Source organism: Pseudomonas sp. ICMP 10191 (assembly GCF_001467335.1).
Classification (GTDB): domain Bacteria; phylum Pseudomonadota; class Gammaproteobacteria; order Pseudomonadales; family Pseudomonadaceae; genus Aquipseudomonas; species Aquipseudomonas cerasi.
In genome coordinates this window covers 1-1,371 of record NZ_LKGW01000007.1, presented here as the reverse complement: position 1 = coordinate 1,371, position 1,371 = coordinate 1, and the positions used below count along the sequence as shown (strand labels likewise).

At 61.2% G+C, this 1,371-nt stretch carries 1 pseudogene; it reads right to left on the bottom strand.

The features are described from left to right. Nucleotides 1-1,371: pseudogene (locus tag AO388_RS02265) on the bottom strand (AMP-binding protein); the annotation flags it as partial.

Here is a 1,371-nt window from a genome sequence, read left to right as displayed (position 1 = left end):
CCCGCGCTACGCCGATGCCGCCAATGTGCAGCTCACCAGCCACACCCAGCGGTTGCAACTGGCCCAAGGCATCCAGTACGTGCATCTGAATGTTGGCAATCGGACGGCCGATGGGCACGCTGTCGCCCGGATCTGTAGGACGGCATTCCCAGGCAGTAACGTCGATGGCCGCTTCGGTCGGGCCATACAGGTTGTGCAGTTCAACACCCTTGAGGTGTTGCTCGAAGCGGCGCTGCAACGCACGAGGCAAGGCCTCGCCGCTGCACAGCACGCGGCGCAGTTGCGGGAAGTCGCGGGTTGAGCGGTGCTCCAGAAATACATCGAGCATNGCGGCAGGAAAAATTCCCAGACCGACACGTCGAAGCCGAACGGGGTCTTTTGCAGTACCCGATCGTTGCTGTCCACGTGATAGGCATCGCGGGCCCAGAGCAGTCGGTTGACCACGCCCAAGTGTTCGTTCATCACGCCTTTGGGCGTACCGGTGGAACCGGAAGTGTAAAGTACATAGGCCAGATGATTCGGCTGAAGGCCCAGCGCTTTGGCATCCGGGTTGCCGGTCGGCTGTGCGGCAAGCTGTGAGCTGTTTTGGTGGTCATCCAGAATCAGTACAGGCAGCGTCATGGCCGGCAGGTTTTCGCTCAGGTCCAGAGTAGTCAGCACCGCCCTTGGCGAGCTGTCTTCGAGCATATAGGCCTGACGCGCGCTCGGCAGGTCAGGATCGATCGGCACGTAGGCACCACCGGCCTTGAGAATACCCAACAGCGCCACGACCATTTCCGCGCCGCGACGCAGGCTTACTGCGACCCGCGAGTCCGGTTCCACGCCCAGCTCGATCAGGCGATGGGCGAGCTGGTTGGCCTGTTGGTTGAGTTCGGCGTAAGTGAGCAGCGGTCCGCTGTCGCCGCGTACGGCGCAAGTACCCGGACGCTGGTTGACCTGGTTTTCGATCAGTTGGTGAATCAGCACATCGCGAGGATAAGGATGGGCAGTGTCATTGAAACCCGTCAGCAACAGCTCGCGTTCATCGTCCGGCAGCAGCGGTAGGCTGTTCAGCGCTGCTTGCGGGGTGCGTTCCAGTGCTTCCACCAGGCTGCGCAGTGCAACCTGCATGTACTCGCCGATGCGCGTTGCACTGATTTGCTTGACGGCCTGAATGGTGAGCATGAAGTCATCGCCCAGGTCATCGACGTTCAGGCACAACGGATAATTGGTGCGTTCCTCCATGCTCAGGGTCTGAATGCCCTGCCAGGCTGACAATGTGTCGGTCGATGCCGCACCGTTGTTGCTGTGGCGGTAGTTGAGCAAGGTGCTGAACAGCGGCAGCGAACTCGGCACGCCGCTGCAGCGCTGGGCCAGCGACAGCGAAGCATG